Consider the following 25865-nt stretch of genomic DNA (forward strand, 5'->3'; position numbering starts at 1 on the left):
CTGACATGGCCATGCCGCCTTCAGCTGCCGCACCATCGGCACGGCGTGCCGTGCTGTTCGCCTTTGCCCAGCGCTATTTCTCCTTTGCACTGCAGTTGGGAACATCCGTCATCCTGGCGCGCCTGTTGACGCCCCAGGAAACCGGCATCTTCTCGCTGGCCGCGACGGCCGTCGCTATCGGCGCCATCGTGCGCGAATTCGGTATAGGTGACTATCTCGTGAGCCAGAAGGAGCTGACGCCGGAAAAGATACGAGCCGCGTTCACCGTGACAGTGGCGGTGGCATGGATCATCGCCCTGGTCATTGCTCTGGCCGCCTATCCGCTCGCAGCGCTGTACAACGAGCCGGGCGTCGCACAGGTCATGCACATCCTCTGCCTGAACTTTATGCTGTTGCCGCTCGGTGCCACCACCATGGCGCTTCTCGTTAAAGAGCTGAAGTTCGACACGGTGTTCGTCATCCAAGCCGGCTCCGCGCTCGTCGGTGCCGCAGTCACCGTGGCCTGCGCGCTCAACGGCCTGAGCTATACCAGCCCTGCTTGGGGTTCGGTGGCGAGCATCGTCTCGACCTTCGTTCTGCTATTGCTGTTGCAGCCTCACGCCACGCGCCTGCGGCCGGGCCTGCGCGACCTGCGCGAGGTGCTGAAGTTCGGCGGAACGAACACGATGTCACGCATGGTGGAAGGTGTCTCAACCCGTGCCGATGACTTCATCATCAGTGGCATGCTGGGTTTTCACAGCAGCGGCATCCTCAGCAAATCGAACAGTCTCAACGCGGGTTTCTATACCTTCTTCGCTTCGGCCGTGGTCAGTGTCGCTTCACCCCTTTTGGCGCGCGCCCGCCACGCAGGGCATGAGATTGCTGATGACTACGGCCGCGTCACGCTGCAGATAGCGCTCGTGCAATGGTTGTTCTTCGGCACCATGGGTATCTGCGCTCAGGAGATCATCTTGCTGCTGTTCGGCGAAGCCTGGTCCGAGGCCATACCGATTCTGCAGATCGGCGCCATTCAAGGGCTGATCTATGCGCCCTTCATGTTGTGCACCCCCGTCTTGACCGCATACGGTGCCATGAACGCGCAGCTTCGCATCAACCTAGTTTTCGGTGTAACCCTGGCGTGCTGCTTGATGGTCGGAGCCATGCACAGCTTGGTTGCGGCTGCGTCGCTGTCAGTGCTGGCGCACATCGTGCGCCTTATGCTTCTTGCCAAGGCTGCAAAAGCGCTGTGCGGCATCTCCACATTCAAAATTGTGAAACGCATGGGGATGACGGCAACGATTGCGGTGGGGGCTGCAGCCGCAACCTTTCTTGCAAGGCTGCTTGCCCAATCACTGGGCTGGCCTCTGGTGCTCAACCTCGGTATTTCCGTGGCCTGTGGCACGCTGGTCTGCGCGAGCATGGCAATCGTGCTTGGGCACCCAGCTGGTTCCGAACTGAAGAGAATCCTGCGCAGGCCCGGTCGCCCCACCAACACTTGATTGCACCTACTCATGAAACCTGAGGTCATCGCGCTCTACTTGCCCCAATACCACCCGATCAAAGAAAACGACGAGTGGTGGGAACCGGGATTCACGGAGTGGACGAATGTCACGAAGGCCAAGCCCCTGTATCGAGGGCATGAGCAGCCCAACCTGCCCTCAGAGCTCGGCTTCTACGATCTGCGCCTGACCGAGGCCAGAGAAGCCCAGGCTGCATTGGCCAAGGCCTACTCCGTGGCAGCTTTTTGCTACTACCACTATTGGTTCGGCCATGGGCGTCGCCTGCTCGAACGCCCGTTGAACGATGTGTTGGCCAGCGGCAAGCCTGACTTCTCGTTCATGGTCTGCTGGGCGAACCAAACATGGTCCGGCGCCTGGCACGGTCTGGACAAGCGGATTCTGGTCGAGCAGCAATATCCCGGCGTCGAGGATGAAAAAGCTCATTTTGCGGCGATGCTCCCGGCCTTCCGCGACCCGCGTTATCTGCGAGTCAACGGCAAACCAGTATTCATGGTGTACGACCCTGATCACCTTCCGGACTGCGTCGCCTTCACGACCCATTGGCGCAAGCTTGCCGTTGAAGCAGGGCTGCCAGGCCTCTACCTCATTGCTGAACACCGAGATCCCCTCTGGGACGCCAAGTCGCACGGCTTCGACGCCTTCGTTCTCAAGCCGAGCTTCATGCGCCGCAGAGTTTGGACGCCTTGGTCGCAACCCTGGCAAAAGATTCGCAACAGAATCCTCGACTGGCTCGGGCGCCCATCGGCCTTTGACTATGAAGCCCTGCAGCCTTATTTGCTGCCTGAGAACGCTTCGCCACTCGCCATTCCCTGCGTACTTCCCAACTGGGACAACACGCCCCGCAGCGGTGCTCGGGGCGTTGTGTTGAAGGACTCGACGCCTGAGAAATTCGGAGCTGCACTGGATCGGGCAATTGCGCTGTGGCGCAGCCGGGCAAGGGAGGACAACTTCTTATTCGTGAAATCATGGAACGAATGGGCAGAAGGTAACCATCTGGAGCCAAGTCGCCGCTGGGGACGCAAGTATCTGGAAATGCTTCAGGCCAAAGTGAAAGACGTCATCTGACGTGCAGACGATCAGCTGATGTCGAATTCGTCACGCAAAGAAGGCATGTCGGCTTGGCACTCTGAACGCCTTGCCAGTTCAGAGGGATTGGGCCGGCATCGAGCCGCCTGGGACCTCTTGAATGCCACAAGGTTTAGCGGCCATCCTCTGCTCGATGGAAGGTTCGTCGATGCCCTGCTGCATCATTTCGGTGGAGCTGATGTCCACCTTTATGTCGCTGTTTGCGCCGATCAACCGGTCGCGATGACGCTTGTGACACGGCAGAACCGCAGTCTCGGCATTTGGTCCAGCTTCCTACCCATGGTGGCGCAAATTGCGCCGGCCCTGATGACCGAGGCTTTGCAGACAAGGCAGTTGCTCAAGCAGCTTCCGTCACACGCGACCCAGTTGGATTTCCTCTGCAACGACCAAAAATTCGGTGACCTGCGCCACGAAGATGCGCAAGTAATGCCCCACGCATTGACGATGAACGTCAGCTTGCGCGGCAGTTTCGACGACTACTGGGCGCAGCGCCCGCGCAAGCTGGTTCAGAACATGCGGCGCTATATGCGCCGCATCCAAACCGAAGGCGGCGACCAGCGCTTGGTTGTCATCAGCGCACCCGATGCGATCGCCGGCGCGGTTGACCGTTACGCCACGCTGGAGAGCAACGGCTGGAAAGGTCGTGAGGGGACGGCCGTGCAGCGCGATAACGCGCAGGGCCGCTTCTATGCTGATGTGATGGCAGCGTTTGCGGAGCGTGGCGAGGCACTCGTCTACGAGCTCTGGCTCGGCGACGCCCTGATCGCCTCTCGCATGCTGTTGCTTCATGGCGGCATGGCAGTCATGCTGAAGACGACCTTTCACGAGGAGTTCGAGCGTTTCGCGCCCGGGCGCGTGCTGCTCCTGCTGACGCTTGAAGACCTGTTCAAGCGCCTCCCAGGCGGCGTGGTCGAGTTCTACACCGACGCAGACGCCGACCTGCTGGCCTGGTCGACATCACAGCGCTGGATCAACCACGTCAGCGTCTACCGCCACCGCGGCCTGCACGCCGTCTATGGGCTGCTGCGGCGTGGCCGCGGATGGCGCGCACGAGCCCAGCACCGGCCGCGCATCGATGCAGGCACCATGGCGCAGCGCAGCGGTGCGGTGGTGGAACGCTTCAATCACCCGCGGGAGATGCCCAACGACGCGCTCGCCCTGCTGGGCCAGCGGGAGCAGGCATATGTCGAGTTCGGCGCCGACTGGTTTGGCCTGTTGGCCGACACGGTGTTCCGCGACGCGGCGCAATCGGCCTTCTACGTCTTGCGCCGGCAAGGGCGCGCGCTAGCCGTGCTTCCTATCGGCGTCCAGAAGGGCGACACCGGGCTGGAGGTCGGCGCGCTGGCCAATTACTACACCACGCTGTACGCCCCTGCCCTGGCGGACGACCTGACGCCCGAGGACCTGCTGCCGCTGATGCTGGCGCTGCGAAAAGGCCATCGTGGTGCGCCGGCCTACCGCTTCTGGCCGATGGATCCGAAGGCGCGCGAGTTCACGCTGCTGCGCGACGCACTGCGACTGGCCGGGCTACGGCCGCATGAGTATTTCGCCTTCGGCAACTGGTTCCTGCAGGTCGATTCCGATTGGGCGAGCTATCTCAAGAACCGCAGCGGCCAGTTGCGCAGCACCATCAAGCGCATGACCAAGCGCCTGGCTGCGGAGGACCGCGGCCGCCTGGAGATCATTCGCGACGAAGCCGACGTGGAGCGCGGCATCGCGGCCTACGAGGCGGTTTACGCCGCCAGCTGGAAAGTGCCCGAGCCCTATGTCGAATTCGTCCCCGGCCTGATCCGGTTGTGCGCGCGGCGCGGCTGGTTGCGGCTGGGCCTGGCCTGGATCGGCGACAAGCCGATTGCCGCCCAGCTCTGGATCGTCAACGCCGGTCGCGCGCACATCTACAAGGTCGCCTATGACGAGGCCTTCAAGGCGATCGCGCCGGGCACCCTGGTGACGGCTCTGCTGCTTGAGGAAGTCATCGAACGCGACAATGTGGCCGAGGTGGACTACCTGATCGGCGACGACGTCTACAAGAAGACCTGGATGAGCCACCGCCGCGAGCGCTTCGGCCTCGTGGCCTATGACCCGCTGACCTTGCGCGGCCTGTTCGGCCTGGCGCGCCAGGCGGTTGGCGCGGCATGGCGCCGCCTGCGCCCAAAACCCGGGCTGCCCATCGACAATCCGCCCGCCTGAGCCCTAAGCGACAAGAAGAGATGCACGCCCACGACCTGCCCGCCGACACACCTTTCGCCTCTGGCGCCCCCCGCTTCGCCAACGCGGCCACCGATGCGCTCGCCGCGTGGCAGCAGGCCTATGCCACGCGCGGCGCGGCCTGTGCCGCTGACGTGGGCGGCGAATTCGCCGTCGCGCTGAATCTACCGAGTGGCGGGACCTATCTGGCTGTCGACCGCTTTGCCGTGCACAGCCTCTGCTACGCCGTGCGTGACGGCCGCCTGCATTTTGCGACGCGCGCCGACGTGCTGGCCCGCCAACTGGGCATCCGCGAACTCGACCCGCAGGCCCTCTTCAACTATCTCTTCCATCACTGCATCCCGTCGCCGCGCACCATCTATGCCGGCATCCACCGCTTGCCGGCGGCGCACTATGCGTTGTTCGAGAACGGCCAGCTGACCGTCGCGCCCTACTGGGTCGCGCGCTTCGAGGAGCAGGCCAACCCCAGCTTCGATGCGCTGCGCGACGAGTTTCGCGGCATCCTGCGCGCTGCCGTGCGCGACCGCCTGGATGCCGATGGCCGGACCGCCTGCTTCCTCAGCGGGGGCACCGACAGCTCCACCGTGGCGGGCCTGCTCGGCGAGGTCACTGGCAAGGCACCGGCGAGTTACTCCATCGGCTTTGAGGCCGAGGGCTATGACGAGATGGCCTATGCGCGCATCGCGGCCAAGGCCTTCGGCGCCGACCATCACGAGTACTACGTGACGCCGGCCGACCTGGTGAAAGCCATTCCCGACGTCGCCGCCCACTACGACCAGCCTTTCGGCAACTCCTCGGCCGTGCCGGCCTTCTACTGTGCCCGCAAGGCGCATGACGACGGCTACAGCCGCATGCTGGCCGGCGATGGTGGCGACGAGCTCTTCGGCGGCAACACGCGCTACGCCAAGGAGCGCGTCTTCCATGTCTACAGCCAGATCCCCTCGCCGCTGCGCACCGGCGTGTTGAACCCGCTGTTCATGAACCCGGTCACCGGCAACATCCCGCTGCTGAAGAAGGCCACCAGCTACATCCGCCAGGCGCGGGTGCCCATGCCTGACCGCATGCAGAGCTACAACCTGCTGGACCGTCTCGGCATGGCCGAGGTGCTGACGCCCGCCTTCCTGGCCGCCGTCGACATCGGCGTGCCGCGCGAGCACCAGCGCGCTACCTGGGCCGCCGGCCCGCACGAGGCCAGCCTCGTCAACCAGATGCTGGCCTTCGACTGGCGCTATACGCTGGCCGAGAACGACCTGCCCAAGGTCGTCGGCACGACGGCGCTGGCTGGCGTCGACGTCGGCTTCCCGCTGCTGGACACACGCTTGCTGGACTTCTCGCTCAAGCTGCCGACCAGCTACAAGCTCAAGGGGCTGAAGCTGCGCTGGTTCTTCAAGGAGGCGCTGCGCGGCTTCCTGCCGGACGAGATCCTGACGAAGAAGAAACACGGCTTCGGCCTGCCCTTCGGCCCTTGGGCGGTCAAGGATGCGGCGCTGAACGCACTGGCTGCGGAGTCCTTGCGCGGCGTGGTGGCGCGCGGCCTCGTGCGCGCTGACTTCGTCGAGAGCCTGCTGACGCAGCGCCTCAAGGAGCACGCCGGCTACTACGGCGAGATGGTGTGGATCCTGATGATGCTGGAGCAGTGGCTGCGCAAGCACGCGCCGGACTACCGCTTCGCCTGAACCACGGCCGTCTTCGACACGCAAGAAATCGCCTGACTCATTGAGACCCATGCGCCTGCTCTCCTTGACGTCCCTGCTGTTCGCGCTGTTCGCCCTGTCACCGCTCGCGAATGCCAACGCCCAGGCACCGACAGCCTGCTCACTGACGCCGGTCGCCGGCGAGATGCGTGAGCTGACCTCGGGCGGCCGCACACGCACCTACCGGCTCTTCGTGCCGCCGGCGGTCGCGGGCCGAGCGCAGCTGCCACTGGTCTTTGACCTGCATGGCTCGGGCGGCAATGCCGTCGGTCAGGCCAAGACCAGCGGCTTCGAGGCTTTGGCGGCGCGTGAAGGCTTCGCGGTCGCCTCGCTGCAGGCAGAAGATTCACGCTGGAACGTGCCTGTCACGAACGGCCGCGCGGACGACGTGCAATACGTGTCCGACGTCATCGACCACATTGCCAGCCGCAGCTGCATCGACCCCGCGCGCATCTACGCCACCGGCTTCTCGGGCGGCGGCCGGATGTCGTCATTGCTAGGCTGCCGGCTCAACCACCGCATCGCGTCAATCGCGCCCGTCGGTGGGCTGCGCTGGATGGGGCCCTGCCCCGGCCGCTCAGTGCCGGTTCTCAGCGTGCACGGCCTGGCTGACATGACCAACCCGTACGAAGGCCGCGGCGACCGCGGCGGCGAATGGGTCGAGAGCGTGCCCGAAGCCCTCGCTGGCTGGGCCACGCACAACCGCTGCCAGCCCAAGCTCGCCCAGGAAGACCCGCCGGGACCGCTGCACACCGCGCGCTACACCGGCTGCGCGGGCGGTGCTGAAGTCCGGCTGCTGCGCATCGATGGCATGGGCCACATCTGGCCCCGCACCGAGATCGACGCGACCGACACAATCTGGCAGTTCTTCAAGGCCCACTCGCTGCAGTAGGTCCAACCTTCAAGGGACTCCCATGTCAATCATCCGCGCCTACGCCGCCCATGCCGCTGGCGGCCCCTTGCAACCCTTCGATTTTGACCCCGGGCCGTTGGGCGAAGAGGATGTCGAAATCACGGTCGAGCACTGCGGCGTCTGCCACTCCGACCTTGCCATGATCGACAGCGAGTGGTTCCCGGCCAGCTATCCCGTCGTGCCCGGCCACGAGGTCGTCGGGCGCATCACCGCATTAGGCCCGCGTGCCAAGGGACGGCAACTCGGCCAGCGTGTCGGTGTGGGCTGGCACACGGGCAGTTGCTCCCACTGCAACTTCTGCATCGGCGGCGAGCAGCACCTGTGCGGCAAGCGCCAGCCGACGCTGATCGGCCGCCACGGCGGCTTTGCGGACCGGTTGCGCTCGCACTGGAGCTGGGCCATCCCGCTGCCCGATGCGCTCGACCCCGCCGCCGCCGGCCCGCTGATGTGCGGCGGTGGCACGGTCTTCCTGCCCTTCGTGCTGCATGCCATCAAGCCGACGGACCGGGTCGGTGTCGTCGGCATCGGTGGCCTCGGCCACCTGGCCGTCAAGTTCGCGCGTGCCTGGGGCTGTGAGGTGACGGCGTTCACGTCGTCACCGTCCAAGCGCGATGAGGCGCTGGCACTGGGCGCGCACAAGACGCTGTCCAGCGTCGACAAGGCCGAGCTGAAAGCCGCGGCCGGCAGCCTCGACTTCCTGCTGATCACCGTGGGCGCTGCATTGAACTGGGACGCATTGATCGGCACGCTGGCGCCCAAGGGCCGCATGCATCTGGTGGGCGTCGTGACCGAGGCGCTGAGCGTCAAGAGTGGCGGCCTGCTGAGCTGGCAGAAGGGCTTGTCCGCCTCGCCCACGCCACCGCCGTCGGTGCTGGCGACGATGCTGCAGTTCGCGGCCCGCCACCAGATCCTGCCGCAGGTGGAGCGCTTCCCGATGAGTCGCGTCAACGACGCGCTGGACCACCTGCGCAGCGGCAAGGCGCGCTACCGCGTCGTGCTGGACGCAGACCTTTCCTAGGCGCGCTCGGGCGTTGATGTTTCCCGCGCTTCTGTGGCCGATCTGTGCTGCCGTTGCACCTGCTGCGGATAGGGAATTTCCACACCCAGCCGCTTGAGCGCTCGCCAGATCGCCAGGTTGACGTCCGACTTCACGCCGCCGGCGCCGTTCTCGGGGTCCATGATCCAGAAGAACAGGGTCAGCTCGATGCCACTGTCGGCAAAGCGGCTGAGCTGCACGGCCGGACCGGGCTCGCTCAACACACGCGGCACGTCGACGACGGCCGCAGCCAGGGCCTTCATGACGTTCTCGACATCACAGTCGTAGTCCACCTGCACGACGGTGGACAACAGCACGCGCGGGTCGGCCAGTGATGAGTTCTCGACCCGCTGCGTGATCAGCATCTCGTTGGGCACGATGGCCTCCTTGCCGCCCAGCGAGCGGATCACCGTGTAGCGCGTCTTGATGTCGGTCACGCGGCCCTCGAAGCCGTCCACCTTGACCATGTCGCCGATGCGCAGGGACCGTTCGGCCAGGATGACGAAGCCGCTCACATAGTTGGCCGCGAGCTTCTGCAGACCGAAGCCGATGCCCACGCCCAGGGCGCCGCCCAGGACGCCCAGCGCCGTCAGGTCGATGCCGGCGGCCGACAGGGCGAACAGCAGGCCGACGAACAGCAGCAGTGCGCGGATCGAGTTGGCGGCAATCTTGCGCATGGACAGGTCCATGGACTCGCGCTGCAGCAGCCGCGACTCGATGGCCGCCGACACCCACAAGGCCAGCACCAGCACCAGCGCCGCCGTCAGGCCGCCTTCGATGATGTTGCGCAACGTCAGCTTGACGGCGCCAAACTTCCAGCCGATGCCGTCCAGCTCGTCCAGGATGATGGGCAGCAGGCCGGTGACCCACAACACCGCGCCCAGCCAGACCACCCAGGAGCCGATGCGCTCGACCAAGCGGATGGGCGCCGAGTTCGGCCACGCCGCCGTCAGCACACGGGCGATGACGCGGATGACGGCCAGCGACACCAGCAGCGGCAGCGCCAGCCGGAACAGCGCCGGCGCCAGTCCCCACACCGGCAGCAGGCGGCTCGTGCCGAAGGCCAGGGCCAATGCCAGCAGCGGAAAGAGCGCGCCGTCCAGCACGCTGCGCCCGAACAGCACGCTGTTCTCGCGCCGCGTGACGGCGCGCGACAGCGCCCAGCTCAGCAGGGCACCCAGCACCAGGCAGCCCAGCAGCAAGGCCCATTCCGCCAGCGCTTCCGCGCTGAAGGCACGGCCCAGCAGGGCCTGCAGTTCATTCATGCTCAAAGGTTGGCGTATCGGATTCATATGAGGCGCGTGCGCCAGCTGGCCAACGGCTGTGGGTCAGAGGGAAATTTCAGACGTCCGCCAGCACGCGCAGATGCACGCCGACGCTGCGCGACAACGCATGCAAGTCGTAGCCGCCCTCCAGCACCGACACGATGCGGCCCTCGGCATGGCGCTCGGCGACGACCTTCAGCTTGAGGGTGATCCACTCGTAGTCGGCCTCGACCAGGCCGAGCTGGCCGAGCTCGTCGTCGCGGTGGGCGTCGAAGCCAGCCGAGATGAAGATCATCTGCGGCTTGAAGCGCTCCAGCGCCGGCAGCCACATGGCGTCGACGATCTCGCGCACCTCGCCGCCGCGCGTGTAGGCGGGCAGCGGCACGTTGACCATGTTGGTGCCCTTGGGCACGGCGCCGCTGTATGGGTAGAGCGGATGCTGGAACAGGCTGACCATCAGCACGCGGTCGTCGCCGGCAATGATGTCCTCGGTGCCGTTGCCGTGGTGGACGTCGAAGTCGACGATGGCCACGCGCTTCAAGCCACGCACGTCCAGCGCATGCCGCGCCGCGATGGCCACGTTGTTGAAGAAGCAAAACCCCATGCTCTGGTCGCGCGTGGCGTGGTGTCCGGGCGGGCGCACCGAGCAAAAGGCGTTGTCGGCGCGGCCGTCGATGACGAGGTCGGTGGCCTGCACCGCGGCGCCCGCCGCATGCAGCGCTGCCGACCAGGTGTGGGCGTTGGCCGAGGTGTCGGGGTCGACGGCGCAGCGCTCGCCCTTCTCGGCGCAGGCCCGCAGCATGGCGCCGATCTCGCTGACATAGCCATGGGTGTGGGCCAGCTCCACGTCCTTGAGGTCCACCGGTTGGGCATCGAAATGCTCCAGCGCCTGGTTCAGGCCGGAAGCGATCAACCAGTCGTCGATGGCGGCCAGGCGTTCAGGGCATTCGGGGTGGCCTTCGCCCATGTCGTGGCGGCGGCATTCGGGGGGATTGAAGTAGGCGGTGGGCATGTCTCTTGATATGGTCAGGTCCATGACGACGCAATCACGAACGCTGGCAGGGCAACTGCAGGCCTTGCAAAACCAGATTAGCACGGTCATCAAGGGCAAACCCGCCCAGATCGCCGATTCCCTGGCCTGCCTGATCGCCGGCGGCCACCTGCTGATCGAAGACCTGCCGGGGGTCGGTAAGACGACGCTGGCGCATGCGCTGGCCATCTCGCTGGGGCTGAAGTTCTCGCGTCTGCAGTTCACAGCCGACCTGCTGCCCAGCGACCTGCTGGGCGTCAGCGTCTACGAGCGCGAGAAGAACGGTTTCGCCTTCCACCCCGGCCCCGTCTTCGCGCAGGTGCTGCTGGCCGACGAGATCAACCGCGCCGGTCCCAAGACGCAGAGCGCCCTGCTGGAGGCGATGGAGGAGCACCAGGTCAGCATCGAGGGCATCAGCCACCCGCTGCCCGAACCTTTTTTCGTCATCGCGACGCAAAACCCGAGTGAGCAGCTCGGCACCTTCCCGCTGCCCGAGTCGCAGCTCGACCGCTTCCTGATGTGCATCTCGCTCGGCTACCCGGACGCTGCCGCCGAGCGTGAGCTGCTGACCGGCCAGGACAGCCGCGAGCAACTGCGCGTGCTGAAAGCCGTGATGACGCCGCCGGCGCTGGTGGAGGCCCAGGCGGCTGTGAAAGCCATCCACGCGGCGCCACCGCTGCTGGATTACCTGCAGGCCCTGATCGCTGCCACGCGCTCGGGCCAGTGGTTTGTCGAAGGCCTGTCGCCCCGCGCCGGGCTTGCCGTGCTGCGCGCCTCGCGGGCGCGGGCGCTGCTGCAGGGGCGCGATTACGTGTCGCCCGACGACATCCAGGCCATCCTGCCGCAGACCATCTCGCACCGGCTGCAGCCGCGGGCTGGTGCCGGTCGCGGCGCGCGCGAACAGGTGCGGGCCATGATCGAGGCCATCCCGCTGCCCTGACCGGTGGCTAGGCTTCGGTCCGCCCCGGCGGATGGGCCCTGAACCATTCGGCGATGCCCGGCATGTGGGGCTCAAACGCGCCGGGGATGGACAGATTCAGCACCCCCGCCCGCACGTCGCCGCGATTCTCGAAATCATGCGTGGTGCCGCCCGGCGCCAGCACGAAGGCGCCGCGTTCCGCATGCACCCAGGCCTCGCCGACGAGGAAGCTCATCGTGCCTTCCAGCACGTAAAAGACGTCGTCCTCCGGATGCGAATGCGCACCCGGGCCCTTGGTCCTGGGCTCCAGCCACCACTCCGAGATCGAATACTTGCCCGCGGTCTCGTCGCCGTCGGCTTTGAACACCGCCGCGATGCTGCCCATCGCGTATTCGCGGCCCTCACCCGGGTGCAGGACGACCGGCGCGCGGGATGGGTTGTCAGTGGCTGTCGGTTCCGAACTCATGATGGATGCCTCCTTCGGCAAACGGCAATTCCAGGACGACTTCTTCGCCATCGACGCGGCCCGTGTGGCGAAAGCCCAGTCCCAGGTAGAAGGGCTCCGGACATCCCGGCCCGGGGACATAGGACAGCGTCAGCCGGGTGAACTGCTTGCGGCTGCGCACATGCTCGATGACCTGCTGCAACGCTGCCCCGCCGACCCCGCGGCCCTGGAACCGTGCGTCGACCATGAAGCGCCAGACGCCCACCTCCGGCCGGGCTGGCGGCGGTGACAGCAGCGACTCGTCTTCCAGCATCACAAAGCCGGCAAGTTCCTCGCCGAGGTAGATGGCGCGGTACCAGGCCGACGGCGCGAACAAGGCCTGGGCGAGCGACACGGCGTTCGATGCGACAAAGCCCTTCTGGCCCTCCGCCACCGAGAGCTGGGTGACGGCGCGCACGGTATCGGCGGTGATCTCCCGCAGCGTGACAGTCGTCATGCGTCACCCCGCAGCGCCCGATGCTCGTCGGGCTTGAGGACATGCGGCGTCGCGACCGGCTCGGCCGTGCCGGGCCGGAAGAACGGGGTCTGCCGGTGGCCGCCACGCAGCCGCGCTCCGAGCACATTGCGCATGATCTTCAGGATGGCCAGCAAGGTGGCGGATCGCGTGGGCGCGACGTTCCCGTTCGCCGAGGCGGTATTGAGTGCAACGCGCGTCGGGCCGAGGGCCTCATCGAGCTCCTTGGGCGCGCCGGGCAGGCAGGCCTCCACCAGCCCGACAAAAGGAAATCCCGGGTCCGGCGGCGTGTTGCCGATCGGCGTCCGGCAGCAACTGGCATACCACCGCAGCATGCCCTTGTCGCTGAGCCGCATGCACGCCAGGCGCTCAGCGCCCCGGGTCAGGTGAATGTGCGCCGGCAGTGTGGCGACGATGGCCGTGCCGCCCTGCGCGTTCAGCGCGCGCGCCGGCTCGCCAAGGTAGCGGGCAAACGCCTGGCAGTCGCGGCAGTAGCAGACCGACCGGCTGGCAGCACCGGACAAGGCCGCGAATCCTTCCAGTGCCCCGCACCGGCAACGCAAGAGGTGATTCATGCCGGCAGCCTAACGCAACGGTCGTGGCCGCCGTCGGGTATCGACGCGCATCAGCGTCGGCCTCGTCGATCACACGTATTCTTCCGCCATGGCAGCATTCCCCGCCCTGCGCAGCCGCTGGCAAGCCTGGTGGCAAGCCCGCCAGCCGCTGGCCGACACGCACCAGACGACGCAGCGCAACGTCTACATCGTGCCCACGCTGGCCGGCCTGGCCTTCTGCGGCACGCTGGCCGTGCTGCTGCTGGCCAGCATCAACGAGCAGCTGAGCCTGGGCTATGCGCTGACCTTCGCGCTGACCGGCGCCGGCCTGGCATCCATGCACACGACACATGCCAACCTGCGCGGCCTGCAGATGGACCTGCGCGCGCCCGATGGTGTGCACGCCGGTGATGAATACGTGCTCGACCTGCGCCTGCACAACAACGGCAGCGCGCGCTTCGGCATCGCCGTCAGCGCCCAGCTCGACGGCGGTCCGACCGAGCCGGCCTGGGTCGACGTGCCGGCGCTGGGCCATGCGGTGCTCAAGCTCAGGTTGCCGGCCGACAAGCGCGGCCTGCGCGAGCTGCCGCGCCTGAGCGTCACCACGCGTTTCCCGCTCGGCTTCTTCCGCGCCTGGAGCTATTGGCGGCCGGCCGCCAAGGTCTGGGTCTACCCCCGGCCCGAGGACGTGCTGGCGCCCTTTCCCGCCCAGGCCGAGGCCGGCACCGGCGAGGCTGCGTCGATGCGCCTGGCGCAGACCGGCAGCGATTTCTCTGGCGTGCGCAGCTACCGCCGTGGCGACTCGATGAAGCAGATCCTGTGGCGCAAGTCGGCCCTGGCGCTGGACCAGGGCCTGCCGCTGTGGGTGCGCGAGACCGAGGCGCCGCTGGCCCAGGACCTGTGGCTGGACTGGCGCGACACTCAGGGCCGCGACGTCGAGGCACGGCTGTCGCGGCTGACCGCCTGGGCGCTGGCGGCAGAGCGCCTGAGCCAGCCCTATGGACTGCGCCTGGCCGGTCGGGAGATCACGCCGTCGCTCGGCACGGCACACCGGCTGGCCTGCCTGGAGATGCTGGCGGGGTTCAACGCATGAATTCGGTGGCTGCCTGGTGGGCCCGCCTGCCGCGTGACACGCGCGACAGCTTCTTCCTGCTCGGCGTCATCACGGCCGTCATCGCACCGCATGCCGAGCACCTGCCCTGGTGGAGCACGGCGCTGACCACCGTCGTGCTGGCCTGGCGCGGCCTGCTCGCCTGGCGGCAGCGTCCCCTGCCCGGCCGCTGGTGGCTGCTGGCCGTCATCGTGCTCTACACCGGCCTGACCTGGCTGACCTACCGGACGGTCATTGGGCGTGAAGCGGGCATCACGCTGCTGGTCATGCTGATGGCACTGAAGACGCTGGAGCTGCGCGCGCGCCGCGACGCCTTCGTCGTCTTCTTCCTCGGCTTCTTCCTGGTGCTGACGCAATTCCTGTTCTCGCAGTCGCTGCTGACGGCCCTGTGGTCGCTGTTCGCGCTGTGGGGGCTGCTGGCGGCCGTGGTCCTGGCGCAGATGCCTTCGGGTGTGCCCAGCATCGCCATTGCCGCCCGCCGCGCAGCGGGCACCACGGCGCTGGGCCTGCCGGTCATGGTGCTGCTCTTCGTGCTGTTCCCGCGCATCGCGCCGCTTTGGGGCGTGCCCACCGAGGCCATCGGCAGGACCGGCCTGTCCAACCAGCTCGAATTCGGCGCGATGAACGAGATCGCCAACGACGAGAGCATCGCCATGCGACTGAAGTTCGAGGGCGCCCTGCCCCCGCCCGACCAGCGCTATTTCCGCGGCCCGGTGCTGACCCGCTTCGACGGCAAGACCTGGCGCACGCCCGACCCGCGCCCCACCCAGAGCTGGCTGCGCAGCCGCGACGACGTGACCACCAGCGGCCCGGTGCTGCGCTACGAGATGACGCTGGAGCCGCTGCGCCTGTCGGTGCTGCCGCTGCTGGAGATGAGCCCGCCCGCGGCCGGCAACGAGATGGCCCTGCCCGACCTGAACGTCGTGCGCGGGCCGGAGCTGCAATGGATCTCCCCTCGCCCCATCACCGAGCGGCTGCGGATCAACGCCAGCGCCCAGCCCGCCTGGGCAGCCGGCGTACGCCGCGACCGCATCGCGCGCTCGTTGGACAGCGAACTCCCCGCGCGTCTCAATCCGCGCAGCCTGGCCTGGGCCGTGGAGCTGGCCGGCCAACCGCGCTTCGCCGCCCTGGCGCCCGGGCCGCGCGCCGAGGCGCTGGCCACGGCCCTGCTGGCGCATGTACGCACCGAGGACTTCACCTACACGCTGACGCCCGGCCGCTATGGCGAGACCTCGCCCCATGTCATCGACGAGTTCTGGCTGGACCGGCGCCTGGGTTTCTGCGAGCACTTCGCCTCCGCCTTCGTCGTGCTGATGCGCGCCATGGACGTGCCGGCGCGCATCGTCACCGGCTTCCAGGGCTGGGACGCCGAGCCGCAGGACGGCTACTACATCGTGCGCAACGCCAACGCCCATGCCTGGGCCGAGTTCTGGGTGGAGGGCCGGGGCTGGGTGCGCAGCGATCCGACCGCCGCCGTCGCGCCGGACCGCGTCATCCAAGGCCAGGCGCTGCGGCCCCAGCCGGGCGCCTACAACCTGTTGGGCCAGTTCAACCCGACGCTGTGGCGGGCCATGCGAAACGGTTGGGAGACCGTCAACAACCGCTGGCAGCAACTGGTGCTGAACTACTCGCGCGAGAACCAGTTCGACCTGCTCAAGCGCCTGGGTTTCGCCCAGCCCGACTGGACCGGCCTCGGCCAGGCGCTGGCCGGCGTCATCTTTGCATTCGCCCTGGCCGGCGCCGCCTGGATACGCTGGAGCAGCCGCCCGCACGACGCCTGGAGCCGGCAGCGCGCGCGCATCACGGCCCTGCTGGTGCGCGCCGGCGTGGACGTGCCGACGCACGAGGGCCCCGCGGCGTGGGCTCGCGCGCTGCGCCGCCGGCACGGCCAGAAAGCCGAACCGGCCGCCCAGTGGCTGGACAAGCTGGAGCGCTCGCGTTACGCCGCTAACGCATCCATACCTGCATGGGGCGAGTTCCGCGCGGCGGCTCGTATGCTGCGCCCGTGAAGTTGCCCATCCCGCCCCTGCTGCCCCTGTTGGCCCTGTGCCTCTCCTTCAGCGCCCACGCCAAGCCCAAGCGCGAGCCGCCACCCAAGCCCTTCGGCACCCGCCCGGCCCTGGTCGCCTTCGCCGATGAACTCGCCGCGGCCGAGGGCTGGGATGCCGCAGCGTTGCGCGGCCAGCTGGCGGCCGCGCGCAATCTGCCCCGAGTCAAGCAGCTGATCCTGCCGGCCGGCGTCGGCACGGCGAAGAACTGGGCGGCCTACCGCGACCGCTTCATCGAGCCCAAGCGCATCGCCGCCGGCCTGGCGTTCTGGGCCGAGCATGAAGCGGCTCTCGCGCGCGCCGAGTCGACCTATGGCGTGCCGGCTTCGCTCATCCTCGGCATCATCGGCGTCGAGACTTATTACGGCTGCATCACCGGCGGCTTTCCGGTGCTGGATTCGCTGGCCACACTGGCCTTCGACTTCCCCGCCGCCCACCCGCGGGCAGCCGAGCGCCAGGCCTTCTTCCGCGCCGAACTGGCCGAATTCCTGCGCCTGGCGCGCGCCTCTCAGCTGGACCCGACCGGCGTCAAAGGCAGCTATGCCGGCGCTCTGGGGCTGCCGCAGTTCATGCCCGGCAGCTGGCGCAAGCATGCGGTGGATTTCGACGCCGACGGCCGCATCGACCTGATCAACAGCCCGGCGGACGCCATCGGCAGCGTGGCCCATTACCTCGTCGAATACGGCTGGAAGCCCGGCGAGGCCACGCACTACAGCATCAAGCTGCCGGCGGACCCGGACACGCGCCGGCGCCTGCTGGCACCGGACATCAGGCCGACTTTCACGGCGGCTGAGCTGGTGGAGGCCGGTGCCGAGCCCTCCGAGGCGGCCCGCGACCACGCCGGGCCGATGGCCGTCATCGAGTTGCAGAACGGCCCGCAACAGCCCACCACCGTGCTGCTGGGCACGCAGAACTTCTGGGTGGTCACGCGCTACAACTGGTCGGCCTACTACGCGCTGGCGGTCATCGAGCTTGGCCAGGCCCTGGCCCGAGCACGCGCCAGCCCTCAGTAAGGGCTGGGCATCAGCGCACCGGCCTCCACCGACACAAAGTAAGGCGACTCGGTCGGCCAGGTGGCCAGGTTGTAGCGGCCGCCGGCCACGCGCTTCTCGATTTGCAGGTTGCGGAAGGTCAGCGGCTTTTTGGCCTGCACCGTCGTGGGCGCCACCGTCGGCCTGACGAAGTAGGCCCGCCCCGTGCGCCCGCCCTGGCCATCGTCATTGCCCATGACGGTGGCGATGTCGCCGTCGACGACGACGGCGGTTTCCTCGTCCACGCCGATGCCGCGCAGCGCCTGCCAGCCCGCCCAACCGTCGGCGGACAGGCGTGCCATGAAGGTCAGCAACCGGCCCATGCGGTCACGGGTGACGACATGGCTGTCGGTGATGACACCGCCCATCAGGGGCAGCGCGTTCAGCAGACTGCGGTCCAGGGTGACGTTGCGGCCATAAGGATTGGCCATCGCCTCGGCCGACGTGACGGACTGGTTGACGCCCGAATAGTCGAACTGGCCCAGCACCGCCAGCCCCGCGCTGGTGCCGCCGAACGGCACGCGGCGCGCCACGGCTGCCTTCATCGCCGCTTCCAGCGGCGTACCCGCCCACAGCGCCACATAGGTGGACTGGTCGCCCCCGGCCAGGAAGAGCACATCGGCCCGGGCGACAAGGTCCAGCACCGCCGGCGCGCTCGCCGCCGCGCGCGTCTTGATGACGATGGATTCGACGGAATCGACGCCGCCCATGGCCATCAGGTAGGGGTTGTAGCCATCCGCCCCCGACGTGCGCAGCACGACGACATCCACCCCCGCCGTCGAGCCACCGCGCGCCTTGGCGATCATGGCGCGGAAACTGTCGTCCACGTCGATGCCACCTCCCGCCAGCACCATCAATGGGCTGGCTGGCTGCGGCGGCAGGGCATCGGCGGCGCTGCCGCTGCGGTAGAGGTCGTAGTCCTTGCTGCCCGCCGTGGCACGCGCGCCGGTGCCCGCGCCGCCGCCCGCGGCATGCGCAGGAGAAATCACCCAGGCGGCCAGGCTCACGCAAAGCAACGCCAACGAAACGGCACGGCGTGCCCCTGCTTGTGGGTGATTCATGCGAGGTTCCTCTGGAGATGGCGGTGCGGCGAGTGTGGCAGTGGCCGCATCAAAAGACCAGTTCGACGCCGCCATCGGATGCGGCCGAGTTGTCGTCCGCCGGCGGCCCCTCGGGTCCGGCGCTGGCAACGGTGCCGTCATGCCAATACCGGCGGCGCCGATCTCGCTCGCATTGGCCCTCAGCGCTGCCGCTGTCCCACCGCCAGGCGCCGCAGGCCGGGCTGGTGACGACATCGATGCCCGCGGCCTGGTAGCGCGCCAACACCGGCGGCGCCGGGTGGCCGAAGCGGCTGCGGTAGCCGGCCTGCACCAGCGCCACCGCCGGGCGCACGGCGGCCAGCAGCTCGGCGCTGGACGAGGTCTTGCTGCCGTGGTGGGGCACCAGCAGCATGTCCGCGCGCAGGTCGGGCTCGCGCGCCACGAGGCGCCGCTCCTGCTCGGCCTCCAGGTCGCCGGCGAGCAACACGCGTCGGTTCGAGGCGGATGTGATGCGCAGCACGCAGGACAGGTCATTGGATTTCAGGCCGGCCTCATAGTGCGCGGCGGCCGGATGCAGCAGGTCGAAGCGCACGCCGTCCCAGACCCAGGACTGACCGGCTTCGCAGCGTACCTCGGCCGGGCCGGTGCGCAGCAGCGGATGACCGGGCTCCAGTGAACTGCGCAGTTCGCTGACGGCCAACCCCTGCATCAGCGCCGCAGCGCCGCCGACATGGTCGCTGTCGCGATGGCTGAGCATCAGCATGTCAAGCCGCCGCACGCCGAGCGAGCGCAGCAGGGGCAGCAGCACGCGCTCGCCGGCATCCGCACCGGGCGCATACACGGGGCCGGTGTCGAACAGCAGCGCATGCCCGCGCGTGCGCACCAGCACGGCATTGCCCTGGCCGATGTCGGGCGCCAGCAGCTCGAACTCGCCGTCGGCCGGCCGCGGCACGGCTGGCCACAGCAGCGGCACCGTCATCGCCAGGCCCGCCAGCCGCAGCCGCCACGGCAGCCGCATGGCGATCAGGGCCGCGCCCAGCAGCGCCAGGCCCTCGGCCCACAGCGGCGCCGCCGGCAGCCACCACACGGCCCCGGGCAGCGCGGTCAGCAGCTTGAGCCAGGCCATCAGCACCTGCAGCAGCAGTGCCGCCAGCGTCCACAGCGGCGGGAACGCACCGCCGAGCAGGGCCAGCGGCGTGACGACAAAGCTGATCAGTGGAATGGCCAGCAGATTCGCCAGCAGGCCGACCAGCGACAGTTGCGCAAAGCAGATCAGGCTGAGCGGCGCGAGACCCACCGTGGCGATGGCCTGGATGCGCAAGACGGCCTTCAGCCGCGGCCACCAGCCCTTGACCGGCTCGCCGCCCGCCGCCATCAACAGGCCGACGGCGCCGAAGGACAGCCAGAAGCCGGGCTGCATCAGCGCCCAGGGGTCGACCGCCGTGACGATGACCGCTGCGGCCAGCAAGACCAGCGGCCAGGGCCAGCGCAGGCCCAGCGTCTGCAGGCCGGCGACGGCGGCGAGCATCAGCACCGTGCGCTGGGCTGGCACGCCCCACCCCGCGAACAGCGCATAGCCGAACGCCGCCAGCACGCCGGCCCAGCGCGCGGCCGTCGGGGCCGGCAGACGCAGGCAGAGCCAGCGGCTGCGGCGCCACAGCGGCGCGACGGCTGCCGCCGCGAGCCAGGCGAACAGCGTCACATGCAAGCCGCTGACCGACAAAAGATGCGCGATGGCGCTGTCCCGGAACAGCGCCCAGTCGGCGTGGGCAATGGCGTTCTGGTCACCCAGGCTCAGCGCGGCGAGCACGCCGGCCATGCCGGGGTCGGCAACGTGCGCGTGGATGGCGGCCCGCAGGCGCTGGCGGGCGGCATCGATTTCCCACCAGGGCGCAGCCTCCAGGCGTGCGGCCGCGCGCACGACGCCGCTGGCGCGCAGCCCGCGCTCCAGCAACCACAGCTCGGTGTCGAAGCCGCCGGGGTTGGCCAGGCCGTGGGCGCGCTTGAGCCGCGCCGTGAAACGCCAGCGCTCGCCGGCGGTGACAGGCGGGCCGTCGTAGCTCAGCAGCATCACGCGGCGCGGCACCTCGGGCGGCAGCGCGGTGCCGGCCGGGCCGACGGCCGCGACGGCGAACTCGAAGCGCCAGCCCGGCACCCCGCCCTGGCCGGTGACGGCGATGGGCAGCGAATCCACGCGGCCGGTCAACGCCAGGTCGCGCCCCTCCCAGGCCGGGTGCAGCTCGGGCGTCAGCCGCCACTGGGCGCGCTGCCCCGCCTGCGTGAAGGCCAGCACGGCGATGCAGGCGGCCAGCACCAGCCAGTGCCGGCGCCGCAACAGCCACAGCAGCGCGACTGCGATGGCGAGCACCGCGAACTCGGTCGCGCTTGGCAGCCGCGCGCAACGATGCAGCAGCGCCAGGCCGGCCAGCCAGGCCAGGCCCATCGCGACCAGTTCCCGAACGCCCCAGCGCGGCTGCGTCAATGCCCCCTCCCTGCCCCCTGTGGCTGGGGGTCGGGGTGTAGCATGCCGCGGTTTTTCTCTTGCGCCACCGCGCTTCCCCCATGAGCTCCTCTGCCATCCAAGCCAAGCTCGCCGAACTCGGCATCACCCTGCCTCCGGTGGCCGTGCCGGCTGCCGCCTACCTGCCCTTCGTGCGCAGCGGCAATCTGCTGTTTTTGTCCGGCCATATCGCCAAGAAGGACGGCAAGCCCTGGGTCGGCCAGCTCGGCAAGGATGTCGACACCGCCACCGGCCAGGCGGCTGCCCGCGCGGTGGCAATCGACCTGCTGGGCACGCTGCAGGCCGCCACGGGCGACCTCGGCAAGATCGTGCGCGTCGTCAAGGTCATGAGCCTGGTCAACAGCACGCCCGACTACACCGAGCAGCACCTCGTCACCAACGGCTGTTCCGAGCTGCTGGCCACCGTGCTGGGCGACGCGGGCAAACATGCACGCAGCGCCTTCGGCGTGGCGCAGATCCCGATGGGCGCCTGCGTCGAGATCGAGCTGATCGCGGAAGTTCAGGACTGATGTTCAGCACCCCTTCCAAGCTGCCGGCCCGCGCGCTGGCGGGTATGGCGCTGGTGAGCTTTGCCGGCGTCGGTGCGGCCCTCATCGCCCAGCATCATTTCGGGGACAAGCCTTGCCCGTGGTGTGTGCTGCAGCGCGGCCTCTTCCTGCTGATCGGCGTGTTCGCGCTGCTGGGCTGGCTGGCACGGGCTCGGCGCCCGCTGCGTCAGGCGGCCGTCGTTGCGGTGCTGCTGCTGTGCGCGGCGGGGCTGACGGCGGCGGTCTTCCAGCATGAGGTCGCGTCACAGACGGCGACCTGCGCGATGGGGCTGGCGGACAAGATCGTCACGGCGCTTGGGCTCGAAGAGCTGTGGCCGTCGGTGTTCATGATCACGGCGAATTGCGCCGAGGCGGCGGCGTATCGGCTGCTTGGGTTGCCGTATGAGGTTTGGAGTGGGTTGTTGTTTGCCGGGATTGGGGCGGTGGGGTTGGTCGTTTTGAACAAGCGCTGAGCTTTATTGCGGTTGCTTGGCGAGGAGCGCGTCTACTCGCTACATTGCCGGGACGGACTCCCGGCAATGCACCGAGTAGTTAGGACAAGCGCAAAAGCAACCGGCTCGTAGCAGCGGTAGCGCCTACGCCACCGCCGGCAACCCCGCTAACAACTTATCCAACGTGACCGGATAGTCCCTCACCCTCACCCCCGTCGCGTTGTAGACCGCATTGGCCACCGCCGCCGCCACCCCGCAGATCCCCAGCTCGCCAACCCCCTTCGCCTTCATCGGCGACGACATGGGATCGACCTCGTCCAGGAACACCACCTCCTGATGCGGAATGTCCGCATGCACCGGCACCTCGTAGCCGGCCAGGTCGTGGTTGACGAAAAAGCCGCGGCGGTGGTCGACCTGCAGCTCTTCCATCAGCGCCGCGCCCACGCCCATCGTCATCGCGCCGATGACCTGGCTGCGCGCGGATGTCGGGTTGATGATGCGGCCGGCCGCGCAGACGGCCAGCATGCGGCGCACGCGGATCTCGCCCGTCACGACATGCACGGCCACCTCGACGAAATGCCCGCCGAAGGTCGACTGCTGGTAGCGCTTGTCGAGGTCACCAAACTCGATACCGTCTTCGGCGACCAGACCGGCGAAGGTCTTCAACGCCACCGTCTTGCCGCCACCGCGCACCTCGCCGTCGACGAATGTGGCGTCCTCGCCCAGCCCGGCCTGCTGGGCGACCATGCCGCGCAGCTTCATGCAGGCGGCATAGACGCCAGCGCAAGAGCTGTTGCCGCCCCACTGCCCGCCCGAGCCGCAAGACACCGGGAACTCGGAGTCGCCCAGGCGCACCACCACCTTGTCCAGGGGCACGCCCATCACCTCGGCCGCGGTCTGCGCGATGACGGTGTAGCTGCCGGTGCCGATGTCGGTCATGTCGGTCTCCACAGTCACGCGGCCCTGCGCGTCCAGCCGCACGCGGGCCTTGGACTTCATGACGATGTTGTTGCGGAAGGCCGCCGCCACGCCCTGCCCCACCAGCCAGCGGCCCTCGCGCACTTGCGCGGGCTTCGGGTTGCGCTTGCTCCAACCGAAGCGCTCGGCGCCGAGCCTGAAGCACTCGGTCAGGCGGCGCTGCGAGAACGGGCGCTCGGGCTTCTCGGGGTCGACCTGGGTGTCGTTGCGCACGCGGAACTCGATGGGGTCCAGGCCCAATTTCTCGGCCATCTCGTCCATGGCGATCTCCAGCGCCATCATGCCGGGCGCCTCGCCGGGCGCGCGCATCGCATTGCCCTCGGGCAGGTCCAGCACGGCCAGGTGCAGGGCCGTGTAGCGGTGGGCGCCGGCATAGAGCAGGCGCGTCTGCGCCGTGGCCGTTTCCGGCCCGCCGCCGGGCTGGTCGCCCGACCAGCTCTCGTGGCCGATTGCCGAGATGCGGCCGTCCTTGCCCGCGCCGATGCGGATGCGCTGGATGGTGGCCGGCCGGTGGGTGGTGTTGTTGGCCATCAGCGGCCGCTGCAAGGCAATCTTCACCGGGCGCCCCGCCGCGCGCGCGCCCAGCGCGGCCAGCAGCACGTCGGCACGCAGGAAAAGCTTGCCGCCGAAGCCGCCGCCGATGAAGGGCGACTTCACATGGACGTTCTGCTTCGGGATGCCCAGCGTTCTGGCCAGGTCACCCACCGCCCAATCGATCATCTGGTTGGACGTCCACACCGTCAGCTTCTGGCCCTGCCACTGCGCGATGGTCGCGTGCGGCTCCATCATGGCGTGGCTCTGGTCGGGGGTCTTGTAGGTCGCGTCGAGCTGCACCGGCGCCCTGGCAAAGCCGGCCTCGAAGTCGCCGACACGCGTCTGCGCTGGATTGCCCTGGCCGTCGTCCTTGGGAATGGGCGCATGCGGCTTCTCTGCGCCGAGGTCGAATCGGCCTTTCGCTTCCTCGTAGCGGATGCTGACCAAGGCCGCCGCGGCGCGGGCCTGCTCCAGCGTCTCGGCGACAACCACGGCCAGCGCCTGGTGGTAATGGTCGACCTCGGGGCCACCAAGCAGCTTGGCGGTGTTCATCTTGCCCTTGGCCAGCTTGCCGGCGTTCTGCGCCGTGACGATGGCCAGCACCCCCGGCGCCGCGCGCGCGGCGCGCAGGTCCATCGCGGCGACGCGGCCCTTGCCGATGCCGGCACCGATGACATAGCCGACGGCCGGCGCGGGCTTCACGTCGTGATGCTCGTAGGCATAGGGCGCCGTGCCCGTCGTCTTCAGCGGGCCGTCGATGCGCGGCGTGGCGCGGCCGACGACCTTGCCCTGGTCGATGGGGTTGGTGGTTGCGGGTTGGTCGAAGCGCATGGTCAGGCCTTGGCGGGTTGCAGGGCGTCGGCGAGCAGGCGCTCGGCCAGCTGGAGCTTGAAGGCGTTGTCGGGCTGCGGCGCCGCGCCGGCAAAGGCCTGACCGATGTACGCCTTGGCGTTGCGCGCGAGCTGGGGCTCGGCCGCCTCCACGCGCCAGGGCTTGTGGGCCACGCCGCCAAAGGCCACGCGGGCGCTGCCGTCACGTTGCACGATGGCGGCCAGCGACACGAGGGCGAAGGCATAGGACGCCCGGTCACGCACCTTGCGGTAGAGCTGGGTGCCGCCCGCGGGCGGCGGCAGCACGACCGACGTGATCAGCTCGCCATGGGCCAGCGTGTGGTCAATGTGGGGCGTGTCGCCAGGCAGTCGGTGGAAGTCGGCAATCGGGATGCGCCGCGCCTGGCCATCGGGCCGCGCGGTCTCGACCTCGGCGTCCAGCACGCGCATGGCGACGGCCATGTCGCTGGGGTGGGTGGCGATGCAGGCCTTGCTGCCGCCGATGACGGCCAGCGCGCGCGTGACACCGCCGATGGCGCTGCAGCCGCTGCCGGGCTGGCGCTTGTTGCAGGGCTGGGCGGTGTCGTAGAAATAGGGGCACCGCGTGCGCTGGAGCAGGTTGCCCGCCGTCGTGGCGCGGTTGCGCAGCTGGCCCGAAGCGCCGGACAGCAGCGCGCGCGACAGCACCGGATAGTCCATGCGCACACGGGCATCAGCCGCCAGGTCGCTGTTGCGCACCAGCGCGCCGATGCGCAGGCCGCCGCCATCGACCGGCTCGATGCGGTCCAGCCCCAGCGCATTGACGTCGACGACATGGCCGGGCGTCTCGATCTGCAGCTTCATCAGGTCCAGCAGATTGGTGCCACCGGCGATGAAGCGGGCATCGGGCCGGCGCGCGACGGCCGCGGCGGCCTCGGCCGGCGTGCGGGCGCGCTCGAAGCTGAAGGCTTTCATGCCGCACCTCCGACGACCTGTGTGATGGCCTCCGCGATGTTGGAATAGGCGCCACAGCGGCAGAGGTTGCCGCTCATGCGCTCGCGCAGCTCGTCGGGGCTCAGCAGCGGCCTGGCATTCAGGTCGGCCGTCACATGGCTGGGCGCGCCGCGCTTGAGCTCGTCGAGCATGCCCACCGCAGAACAGATCTGCCCCGGCGTGCAGTAACCGCACTGGTAGCCGTCATGCGCGACGAACGCCGCCTGCAGCGGATGCATCTTGGCGGGCGTGCCCAGGCCTTCGATGGTGGTGGTCTTGCCGCCTGGCGCCATCACCGCCAGCATCAGGCAGCTGTTGATGCGCCGCCCGTCCATCAGCACCGTGCAGGCGCCGCACTGGCCGTGGTCGCAGCCCTTCTTGGTGCCGGTCAGCTGCAGCTGCTCGCGCAGCATGTCGAGCAGTGTCGTGCGGGTATCGACATCCAGGCTGTGCGCCTTGCCGTTGATTTCCAACGTCACGCGGCTCATCGTGGGCGGCAAGGTGGTGCTCGACACAGCGGTCTCCGGCGGGGCCGCATCTGCAGCCGTGAGGGTGGCGGTGCCGGCGCTGGCGATCAGCACGTCCCGGCGTGAAAGGCATCCTGGCAAATCATCCATCGCTGACCCCGCGGTTCACAAGCGGGCCAGCCTAGGGCGCA

22 protein-coding genes and 1 pseudogene are annotated in these 25865 nt (G+C 68.5%); 13 read left to right on the forward strand and 10 right to left on the reverse strand.

Going from position 1 to position 25865, the window contains the following annotated elements; all coding sequences use genetic code 11:
• Positions 1 to 5 precede the first annotated feature (5 nt).
• The 7 genes and pseudogenes from ASC81_RS22905 to ASC81_RS22930 all read left to right on the forward strand — a co-directional run bounded on the left by ASC81_RS22905 (position 6) and on the right by ASC81_RS22930 (position 8418).
• Positions 6 to 1478 carry an oligosaccharide flippase family protein gene (locus ASC81_RS22905; RefSeq protein ID WP_056272618.1) on the forward strand — a complete coding sequence of 491 codons (1473 nt, stop codon included), beginning with the start codon at positions 6 to 8 and terminating at the stop codon, positions 1476 to 1478.
• Positions 1479 to 1490: 12 nt separating this feature from the next.
• Positions 1491 to 2564: a glycoside hydrolase family 99-like domain-containing protein gene (locus ASC81_RS22910; protein ID WP_056272621.1), complete on the forward strand. Its 1074-nt coding sequence runs from the start codon at positions 1491 to 1493 to the stop codon at positions 2562 to 2564.
• A 45-nt stretch (positions 2565 to 2609) separates the two neighbouring features.
• Positions 2610 to 2960: pseudogene (locus ASC81_RS28310) on the forward strand (GNAT family N-acetyltransferase); the annotation flags it as partial.
• A 51-nt stretch (positions 2961 to 3011) separates the two neighbouring features.
• Positions 3012 to 4775: a GNAT family N-acetyltransferase gene (locus ASC81_RS22915; protein WP_235533745.1), complete on the forward strand. Its 1764-nt coding sequence runs from the start codon at positions 3012 to 3014 to the stop codon at positions 4773 to 4775.
• A gap of 20 nt (positions 4776 to 4795) precedes the next feature.
• Positions 4796 to 6469: an asparagine synthetase B gene (locus ASC81_RS22920; RefSeq protein ID WP_056272626.1), complete on the forward strand. Its 1674-nt coding sequence runs from the start codon at positions 4796 to 4798 to the stop codon at positions 6467 to 6469.
• A gap of 49 nt (positions 6470 to 6518) precedes the next feature.
• A complete protein-coding gene (locus tag ASC81_RS22925; RefSeq protein ID WP_056272628.1) occupies positions 6519 to 7379 on the forward strand; it encodes a PHB depolymerase family esterase in 861 nt (286 codons plus the stop codon).
• Between the two features lie 22 nt (positions 7380 to 7401).
• Positions 7402 to 8418, forward strand: a complete 1017-nt coding sequence (locus ASC81_RS22930; protein WP_056272631.1) for an NAD(P)-dependent alcohol dehydrogenase — start codon at positions 7402 to 7404, stop codon at positions 8416 to 8418.
• Here the strand turns inward: ASC81_RS22930 and ASC81_RS22935 are convergent.
• Together ASC81_RS22935 and ASC81_RS22940 are read right to left on the reverse strand one after the other, a co-directional pair.
• The gene (locus tag ASC81_RS22935; protein ID WP_156392378.1) at positions 8415 to 9701 is read right to left on the reverse strand and encodes a mechanosensitive ion channel family protein; all 1287 of its coding nucleotides are present in this window, start codon (positions 9699 to 9701) and stop codon (positions 8415 to 8417) included. The genes ASC81_RS22930 and ASC81_RS22935 overlap by 4 nt on opposite strands.
• 76 nt (positions 9702 to 9777) lie before the next feature.
• Positions 9778 to 10713 (reverse strand): histone deacetylase family protein, encoded by a 936-nt coding sequence (locus ASC81_RS22940; protein ID WP_056272637.1) that lies wholly within the window; start codon positions 10711 to 10713, stop codon positions 9778 to 9780.
• 10 nt (positions 10714 to 10723) lie between these two features.
• On the opposite strand from ASC81_RS22940, the gene ASC81_RS22945 reads away from it, so the two are divergent.
• On the forward strand, positions 10724 to 11671 hold the full coding sequence (locus ASC81_RS22945; RefSeq protein ID WP_082536756.1) for a MoxR family ATPase: 948 nt from the start codon (positions 10724 to 10726) through the stop codon (positions 11669 to 11671).
• A 7-nt stretch (positions 11672 to 11678) separates the two neighbouring features.
• Here the strand turns inward: ASC81_RS22945 and ASC81_RS22950 are convergent, their stop codons facing one another.
• The 3 genes from ASC81_RS22950 to ASC81_RS22960 are packed head-to-tail and all read right to left on the reverse strand — an operon-like array spanning position 11679 to position 13184.
• Positions 11679 to 12116, reverse strand: coding sequence for a cupin domain-containing protein (locus tag ASC81_RS22950; protein ID WP_056272640.1), 438 nt, complete (start codon positions 12114 to 12116; stop codon positions 11679 to 11681).
• Complete coding sequence (locus ASC81_RS22955; RefSeq protein WP_056272643.1) at positions 12091 to 12591, reverse strand: GNAT family N-acetyltransferase; 501 nt, start codon at positions 12589 to 12591, stop codon at positions 12091 to 12093. Before ASC81_RS22955 ends, ASC81_RS22950 begins: the two co-directional genes overlap by 26 nt.
• The gene (locus ASC81_RS22960; protein ID WP_156392379.1) at positions 12588 to 13184 is read right to left on the reverse strand and encodes a DUF6151 family protein; all 597 of its coding nucleotides are present in this window, start codon (positions 13182 to 13184) and stop codon (positions 12588 to 12590) included. The genes ASC81_RS22955 and ASC81_RS22960 overlap by 4 nt, the downstream gene beginning before the upstream one ends.
• Positions 13185 to 13272: 88 nt before the next feature.
• Here ASC81_RS22960 and ASC81_RS22965 point away from each other — a divergent pair, with 88 nt between their 5' ends.
• The 3 genes from ASC81_RS22965 to mltB are packed head-to-tail and all read left to right on the forward strand — an operon-like array spanning position 13273 to position 17335.
• Positions 13273 to 14256 (forward strand): DUF58 domain-containing protein, encoded by a 984-nt coding sequence (locus ASC81_RS22965; protein ID WP_056272666.1) that lies wholly within the window; start codon positions 13273 to 13275, stop codon positions 14254 to 14256.
• A complete protein-coding gene (locus ASC81_RS22970; protein WP_056272677.1) occupies positions 14253 to 16283 on the forward strand; it encodes a DUF3488 and transglutaminase-like domain-containing protein in 2031 nt (676 codons plus the stop codon). Before ASC81_RS22965 ends, ASC81_RS22970 begins: the two co-directional genes overlap by 4 nt.
• Entirely contained in the window at positions 16280 to 17335 is a 1056-nt protein-coding gene (mltB, locus tag ASC81_RS22975) for a lytic murein transglycosylase B (protein WP_235533746.1), read from the forward strand. The genes ASC81_RS22970 and mltB overlap by 4 nt, the downstream gene beginning before the upstream one ends.
• On the opposite strand, the gene ASC81_RS22980 is transcribed toward mltB, so the two are convergent.
• Complete coding sequence (locus tag ASC81_RS22980; protein WP_162245952.1) at positions 17329 to 18414, reverse strand: cyanophycinase; 1086 nt, start codon at positions 18412 to 18414, stop codon at positions 17329 to 17331. The genes mltB and ASC81_RS22980 overlap by 7 nt on opposite strands.
• 49 nt (positions 18415 to 18463) lie before the next feature.
• A complete protein-coding gene (locus tag ASC81_RS22985) occupies positions 18464 to 20875 on the reverse strand; it encodes a DNA internalization-related competence protein ComEC/Rec2 (protein ID WP_235533747.1) in 2412 nt (803 codons plus the stop codon).
• Positions 20876 to 20955: 80 nt separating this feature from the next.
• Between ASC81_RS22985 and ASC81_RS22990 the strand changes: the two genes are divergently transcribed.
• Together ASC81_RS22990 and ASC81_RS22995 are read left to right on the forward strand one after the other, a co-directional pair.
• Entirely contained in the window at positions 20956 to 21423 is a 468-nt protein-coding gene (locus tag ASC81_RS22990) for a RidA family protein (protein WP_056272683.1), read from the forward strand.
• Positions 21424 to 21467: 44 nt separating this feature from the next.
• Positions 21468 to 21914, forward strand: a complete 447-nt coding sequence (locus tag ASC81_RS22995) for a disulfide bond formation protein B (protein WP_156392380.1) — start codon at positions 21468 to 21470, stop codon at positions 21912 to 21914.
• Positions 21915 to 22037: 123 nt separating this feature from the next.
• Here the strand turns inward: ASC81_RS22995 and paoC are convergent, their stop codons facing one another.
• Genes paoC through paoA form a run of 3 tightly spaced genes read right to left on the reverse strand, consistent with a single transcriptional unit; the run spans position 22038 to position 25824 of the window.
• Positions 22038 to 24236, reverse strand: coding sequence for an aldehyde oxidoreductase molybdenum-binding subunit PaoC (gene paoC, locus ASC81_RS23000; protein ID WP_056272690.1), 2199 nt, complete (start codon positions 24234 to 24236; stop codon positions 22038 to 22040).
• A 2-nt stretch (positions 24237 to 24238) separates the two neighbouring features.
• On the reverse strand, positions 24239 to 25189 hold the full coding sequence (locus tag ASC81_RS23005; protein WP_056272693.1) for a xanthine dehydrogenase family protein subunit M: 951 nt from the start codon (positions 25187 to 25189) through the stop codon (positions 24239 to 24241).
• Complete coding sequence (gene paoA / locus ASC81_RS23010) at positions 25186 to 25824, reverse strand: aldehyde dehydrogenase iron-sulfur subunit PaoA (RefSeq protein WP_056272696.1); 639 nt, start codon at positions 25822 to 25824, stop codon at positions 25186 to 25188. Before paoA ends, ASC81_RS23005 begins: the two co-directional genes overlap by 4 nt.
• Positions 25825 to 25865 lie beyond the last annotated feature (41 nt).

The sequence above is a fragment of the Pelomonas sp. Root405 genome, assembly GCF_001425165.1.
GTDB lineage: Bacteria > Pseudomonadota > Gammaproteobacteria > Burkholderiales > Burkholderiaceae_C > Pelomonas.

What these genes read in the sequence shown, in the direction of transcription:
- ASC81_RS22905 (WP_056272618.1), top strand. Translation starts at nt 6, where the DNA reads ATGGCCATGCCGCCTTCAGCTGCCGCACCATCGGCACGGCGTGCCGTG.
- ASC81_RS22910 (WP_056272621.1), top strand. Translation starts at nt 1,491, where the DNA reads ATGAAACCTGAGGTCATCGCGCTCTACTTGCCCCAATACCACCCGATC.
- ASC81_RS22915 (WP_235533745.1), top strand. Translation starts at nt 3,012, where the DNA reads ATGCCCCACGCATTGACGATGAACGTCAGCTTGCGCGGCAGTTTCGAC.
- ASC81_RS22920 (WP_056272626.1), top strand. Translation starts at nt 4,796, where the DNA reads ATGCACGCCCACGACCTGCCCGCCGACACACCTTTCGCCTCTGGCGCC.
- ASC81_RS22925 (WP_056272628.1), top strand. Translation starts at nt 6,519, where the DNA reads ATGCGCCTGCTCTCCTTGACGTCCCTGCTGTTCGCGCTGTTCGCCCTG.
- ASC81_RS22930 (WP_056272631.1), top strand. Translation starts at nt 7,402, where the DNA reads ATGTCAATCATCCGCGCCTACGCCGCCCATGCCGCTGGCGGCCCCTTG.
- ASC81_RS22935 (WP_156392378.1), bottom strand. Translation starts at nt 9,701, where the DNA reads ATGAATGAACTGCAGGCCCTGCTGGGCCGTGCCTTCAGCGCGGAAGCG.
- ASC81_RS22940 (WP_056272637.1), bottom strand. Translation starts at nt 10,713, where the DNA reads ATGCCCACCGCCTACTTCAATCCCCCCGAATGCCGCCGCCACGACATG.
- ASC81_RS22945 (WP_082536756.1), top strand. Translation starts at nt 10,724, where the DNA reads ATGGTCAGGTCCATGACGACGCAATCACGAACGCTGGCAGGGCAACTG.
- ASC81_RS22950 (WP_056272640.1), bottom strand. Translation starts at nt 12,116, where the DNA reads ATGAGTTCGGAACCGACAGCCACTGACAACCCATCCCGCGCGCCGGTC.
- ASC81_RS22955 (WP_056272643.1), bottom strand. Translation starts at nt 12,591, where the DNA reads ATGACGACTGTCACGCTGCGGGAGATCACCGCCGATACCGTGCGCGCC.
- ASC81_RS22960 (WP_156392379.1), bottom strand. Translation starts at nt 13,184, where the DNA reads ATGAATCACCTCTTGCGTTGCCGGTGCGGGGCACTGGAAGGATTCGCG.
- ASC81_RS22965 (WP_056272666.1), top strand. Translation starts at nt 13,273, where the DNA reads ATGGCAGCATTCCCCGCCCTGCGCAGCCGCTGGCAAGCCTGGTGGCAA.
- ASC81_RS22970 (WP_056272677.1), top strand. Translation starts at nt 14,253, where the DNA reads ATGAATTCGGTGGCTGCCTGGTGGGCCCGCCTGCCGCGTGACACGCGC.
- ASC81_RS22980 (WP_162245952.1), bottom strand. Translation starts at nt 18,414, where the DNA reads ATGAATCACCCACAAGCAGGGGCACGCCGTGCCGTTTCGTTGGCGTTG.
- ASC81_RS22990 (WP_056272683.1), top strand. Translation starts at nt 20,956, where the DNA reads ATGAGCTCCTCTGCCATCCAAGCCAAGCTCGCCGAACTCGGCATCACC.
- ASC81_RS22995 (WP_156392380.1), top strand. Translation starts at nt 21,468, where the DNA reads ATGGCGCTGGTGAGCTTTGCCGGCGTCGGTGCGGCCCTCATCGCCCAG.
- paoC (WP_056272690.1), bottom strand. Translation starts at nt 24,236, where the DNA reads ATGCGCTTCGACCAACCCGCAACCACCAACCCCATCGACCAGGGCAAG.
- ASC81_RS23005 (WP_056272693.1), bottom strand. Translation starts at nt 25,189, where the DNA reads ATGAAAGCCTTCAGCTTCGAGCGCGCCCGCACGCCGGCCGAGGCCGCC.
- paoA (WP_056272696.1), bottom strand. Translation starts at nt 25,824, where the DNA reads ATGGATGATTTGCCAGGATGCCTTTCACGCCGGGACGTGCTGATCGCC.